Annotated in this window: 5 protein-coding genes; all 5 read right to left on the reverse strand. The window is 59.4% G+C overall.

From position 1 onward, the window contains the following. Positions 1-48: 48 nt before the first annotated feature. The 5 genes from rfbB to DXC52_RS09050 all read right to left on the reverse strand — a co-directional run bounded on the left by rfbB (position 49) and on the right by DXC52_RS09050 (position 4,240). Entirely contained in the window at positions 49-1,071 is a 1,023-nt protein-coding gene (gene rfbB, locus DXC52_RS09030) for a dTDP-glucose 4,6-dehydratase (protein WP_117746986.1), read from the reverse strand. A 19-nt stretch (positions 1,072-1,090) separates the two neighbouring features. Continuing rightward, positions 1,091-1,990: a glucose-1-phosphate thymidylyltransferase RfbA gene (gene rfbA, locus DXC52_RS09035; RefSeq protein ID WP_117746987.1), complete on the reverse strand. Its 900-nt coding sequence runs from the start codon at positions 1,988-1,990 to the stop codon at positions 1,091-1,093. A gap of 3 nt (positions 1,991-1,993) precedes the next feature. After that, on the reverse strand, positions 1,994-2,863 hold the full coding sequence (locus tag DXC52_RS09040) for a glycosyltransferase family 2 protein (protein ID WP_117746988.1): 870 nt from the start codon (positions 2,861-2,863) through the stop codon (positions 1,994-1,996). Next, entirely contained in the window at positions 2,864-3,565 is a 702-nt protein-coding gene (locus tag DXC52_RS09045) for a sugar transferase (protein WP_158554640.1), read from the reverse strand. Between the two features lie 84 nt (positions 3,566-3,649). Beyond that, on the reverse strand, positions 3,650-4,240 hold the full coding sequence (locus tag DXC52_RS09050) for a hypothetical protein (protein WP_117746990.1): 591 nt from the start codon (positions 4,238-4,240) through the stop codon (positions 3,650-3,652). Between the last annotated feature and the right edge of the window lie 292 nt (positions 4,241-4,532).

Raw genomic sequence — 4,532 nt, forward strand, 5'->3', positions numbered from 1 at the left:
TGCATCCCCGCGCGGGCGCCCCGCGGTGCGGTTCGCCGGAATGCAGTCTTACTGGCCCTGCGCGCGGTAGCGGGCCTCGGTGGCCTCCTTGGCGGGGCGCCACCAGGACTCGTTGGCGACGTACCAGTCGATGGTCTGCTTCAGGCCCCCGGCGAAGTCGGTGTGCGCCGGCCTCCAGCCCAGCTCGCGCTGGAGCTTGGTGGAGTCGATGGCGTAGCGGCGGTCGTGGCCGGGGCGGTCGGCGACCCAGTCGAAGTCCTCGGGGTCCTTTCCCATCGCCTCGAGGATCATGCGGAGCACGGTGATGTTGTTCTTCTCCCCGTCGGCGCCGATGAGGTAGGTCTCCCCCGTGCGGCCGCGGGTCAGGATGTCCCAGACGGCCGAGGAGTGGTCCTCGGTGTGGATCCAGTCGCGGACGTTCTCGCCGCGGCCGTAGAGCTTGGGGCGGACGCCGTCGATGATGTTCGTGATCTGGCGCGGGATGAACTTCTCCACGTGCTGGTAGGGGCCGTAGTTGTTGGAGCAGTTGGAGATCGTGGCGCGAAGCCCGTAGGTGCGGGTCCAGGCGCGGACCAGCATATCGGAGGACGCCTTGGTGCTCGAGTACGGCGAGGACGGCTGGTACGGCGTCTCCTCGGTGAACTTGGCGGGGTCGTCGAGCGCGAGGTCGCCGTAGACCTCGTCGGTGGAGACGTGGTGGTAGCGGACGCCGTATTTGCGCACGGCCTCCAGCAGGCGGAAGGTTCCCTCCACGTTGGTGCGGAGGAACGGCTCGGGGTCGGCGATGGAGTTGTCGTTGTGGCTCTCTGCGGCGTAGTGCACGATGGCGTCGTGGCCGGGGACCAGCTCATCGAGAAAGGCGGCGTCGCAGATGTCGCCCACGACGAGCTCCACGCGGTCGGAGGGCAGCCCGGCGATGTTCTCGGGGTTGCCGGCGTAGGTCAGCTTGTCCAGGACGGTGACGTGGACGTCGGGGTGGTTGTCGACCACGTAGTGGACGAAGTTGCTGCCGATGAAGCCGCAGCCGCCCGTGACGATGATGTTCCTGGGGGAGAAGGTCTCCTCTGCCATATGTATATCTCCTCAGTTCCTAGTACTCGCGCGGGCTGTTGACGATCTCGCCGGCGGCGACCTTCTTGAGGTGCCGCCCGTAGACCGACTTGCCGTAGGCCTCAGCGGCCTGCCTGAGCCCCTCGGTCGTGATCCAGCCGTTCTCCCAGGCGATCTCCTCGGGGACGGACACGGGCAGGTCCTGGGAGTGCTCAACGGCGCGGACGAACTCCGCCGCCTCGTGGAGGCTCTCCATGGTGCCGGTGTCCAGCCACGCGTAGCCGCGGCCGAGGGTGACCACTGACAGCGTCCCCTCCTCCAGGTACATCCGGTTGAGGTCGGTGATCTCCAGCTCGCCGCGCGCGGAGGGCTGGACCCTATGGGCCTTGGCGGCCACGTCGCCCGGGTAGAAGTACAGGCCGGTGACCGCGTAGGAGCTCTTGGGGCGCTCGGGCTTCTCCTCGATGGAGACGGCACGGCCCTCGCCGTCGAACTCCACGACGCCGAAGCGCTCGGGGTCGTCCACGTGGTAGCCGAAGACCGTGGCGCGGCCCGACTCGGCGTTCTGCACGGCGCGCGTCAGGTGGCGCGACAGGCCGTTGCCGTAGAAGATGTTGTCGCCCAGCACGAGCGCGCACGGCTCGCCGGCGATGAACTCCTCGCCGATGGTGAAGGCCTGCGCCAGGCCGTCCGGGCTCGGCTGCTCGGCGTAGGAGAGGTTCACGCCGTAGCGCGAGCCGTCCCCGAGCAGGCGCTCGAAGTTGGGCAGGTCGGTCGGCGTGGAGATGACCAGGATGTCCCGGATGCCCGCCAGCATGAGGGTGGACAGCGGGTAGTAGATCATGGGCTTGTCGTAGACCGGCAGCAGCTGCTTGGAGGTCACGAGTGTGAGCGGGTACAGGCGCGTGCCGGACCCGCCGGCGAGGATGATGCCTTTCATTGGCTATGACCTTTCAATTCTTGCGGCTCTGCGACCGGCGCGATTTCCAAGGAGACGGGCGCAGCAGTCAACTCCGAAGGCAACTAACTCGCCAAAATTACCTTCCCGAAGAAGCTGAGAGGAGACTGACCTGACGAGCCGGCCCCCTTCACCGATCTCACTTGCTTGCATGAGATCGTCCGCATGCGTTTCGAGAAAGAAACCGACGGCACGGTTGCGGGCAAACTGTTGGGATGGCGTCAAGTTATGCGAGTGATAGACCTCGGCACGCGGCTCGTAAGCGACCTTCATACCCGAGGCGATAAACTTGGCGGCCATGAGCATGTCCTCGTTGGTATTAACATGATCGAATCCACCGCATTCGAGATATGCGGTCCGTCGATAGGCAGAACAGGCGTCAGATGCAAAAAACGTCTTAATGCCAAGTTTTTCGAGATCGCCTTTCGAACGCACGGATGGTGAGTCAGGATAGTTAAAACAACGTACAAGTTGTTCAAAACGACGGGCATCGGCCTTGGGAAGCTGCCTACCACTAACAAGGGCGATATTCGAGTCTTCAACCATAGGGGCAACAAGCCGCTTCAAGTAGTCATCGGAAACGGGCACAGCATCTTGGGTGAGAAAACAGACGAAGGCGCCACTCGATTCATTCAGCGCCATGTCTCTTGTGGTGCCGTGGTTAAAATCCTGGCGATCAATCTCCAGCAAGCGAACTCTTTTGTGCTTCTGGACCAACTCAATAGTTTTGTCTTCCGATGCGGAATCGACGACCAAAATCTCATTCGGCTGAATTGACTGGCGATCAAGGGCAATTAAAAGCGCCTCAATTTCATGTTCAGCATTAAGAGTCGGAATGATGATAGAAATATCCATCTATCGCCCCGTCTTCTTCTTGCCGAACATGGCACTGAAGGTGCCAGTGAAGCACTTCCAGTCCATGCGAAAGCAGCGATTGCGCACGTAATTTAGTTCAATTTTTTGACGCAAACCGCTCTCGAAGGTAGCGGCATTACGATCAGTCGCCTGCCACAGGCCCGTAATGCCAGGCTGAACAGAAAGCAACTCAGCTTTTTCTTCATCAGTAAAATGCTGCTCGAGCTCATCCTGTGTAATGGGGCGCGGCCCAATGACGGAAAGATCGCCGTTCAGCACGTTGAGAAACTGCGGCATCTCGTCAATTGAGCACTTACGGATGAACCGACCAACCTTGGTAATGCGGGGGTCATCGTCAACCTTGCGCTCAACTTCCCACTGATGTAGCTGCTCAGGGCTAAGGTACTTATGTACTTCGCCAGCGTCGGAGACCATGCTGCGGAGCTTAAAAATCTTGATGGTCTTTCCGCCCTTGCCAACTCGTTCTTGCGTATACATAGGACTGCCAGGCGATTCAAGGCTGATGAGCGCACACACAATGGCGATAGGGATAAGCAGCAGTACGCTCATCAAAAGACTGAATACAAGGTCAAACAGCCTCTTAATAAAGCGGTAGCCAAGCGTACCGCTCGGTTTAATCTCTTTAATAGCCAGTGCGTCCCCCACGGATACACAGCTCTCTGTTACTTCTTTTTCAGCCACAATAAAACATACGGTCCTGTCCCCAGGCCCCCCCCCCCCATCTATGAACTCAAAATTTGAATTAACTGCTGGCGCAACGTCCCCTTACGTCTTGCTGGGCACGTCCAGCGGAAGCAGCTCCCTGAAAGCGGAGTCGCCTTCGCCCACGTCCACCAGGCACCAGCGCTTATGACGATCGATCCTCTTTACGCGGGCTTCTTGCCCCACCAAGGGCCCCTGCTCTATGTACAGCACGCCGTCTTCTATACGGGCCACGCTGTTGCGCACAACGCCGTCGTCGTCGAGCACGCTGCGGTACCAGTCCTGCGCGTCGTCCGGCATGGGCACATAGGCCCGCTCCCTGCTGCCGGCAATGCGGCAGCCAAAGCTCAACTGGGCCAAAGCCCTATCGAGTGCGGCGGCATCGTGCGTGGCGACAAAGAAGTATTCTTTGTACATAGGTTTGGTTTGGAGCGACCAGGCACCATCCCGCTTAAACCAGAACTCCTTTTGCATTACAAAAGCGTCCTGCATAAGGTTGTGCGGGATAATGCGGCGGACCTTTTCGCAGGTCTCGCGCTCTTTTCCGTTGGGGGTGTGGACCAGATACCAGCGGACGCGACCGTGTTGGCTGTTGGTGGTGACGCCGTTAAAAGCGCCCGGCAGCTGCTCTTGGCGCCGTGCCGTCTGTTCCATGTTCTCGCCCCCTCTTTTGGCTTTGCGATGCACGCAAATGCAGGGGCGTTTAGAACAGGCTTCTCGCTCGCAGCTAGGCGCAGTCGCAAAAGTACAGGTTTTTGTATCTTTCAACTGACAACAATATATTAGCAATTATTCAGCGTTTGCCCAGATTACGCCAAATGTACTGCCAGTAGGTGCATCTCCATACCCCCTACAAAAACCTGTACCTTTTTGTGCAACAAAAAAAGCCGCTCAACCAGCGGCTTTTCTTATTTCGGCATGAAAAAGGCGACCGTCCTTTGTGGAC

Origin of the sequence: Collinsella sp. TF05-9AC (genome assembly GCF_003438495.1) — a bacterium.
GTDB lineage: Bacteria > Actinomycetota > Coriobacteriia > Coriobacteriales > Coriobacteriaceae > Collinsella.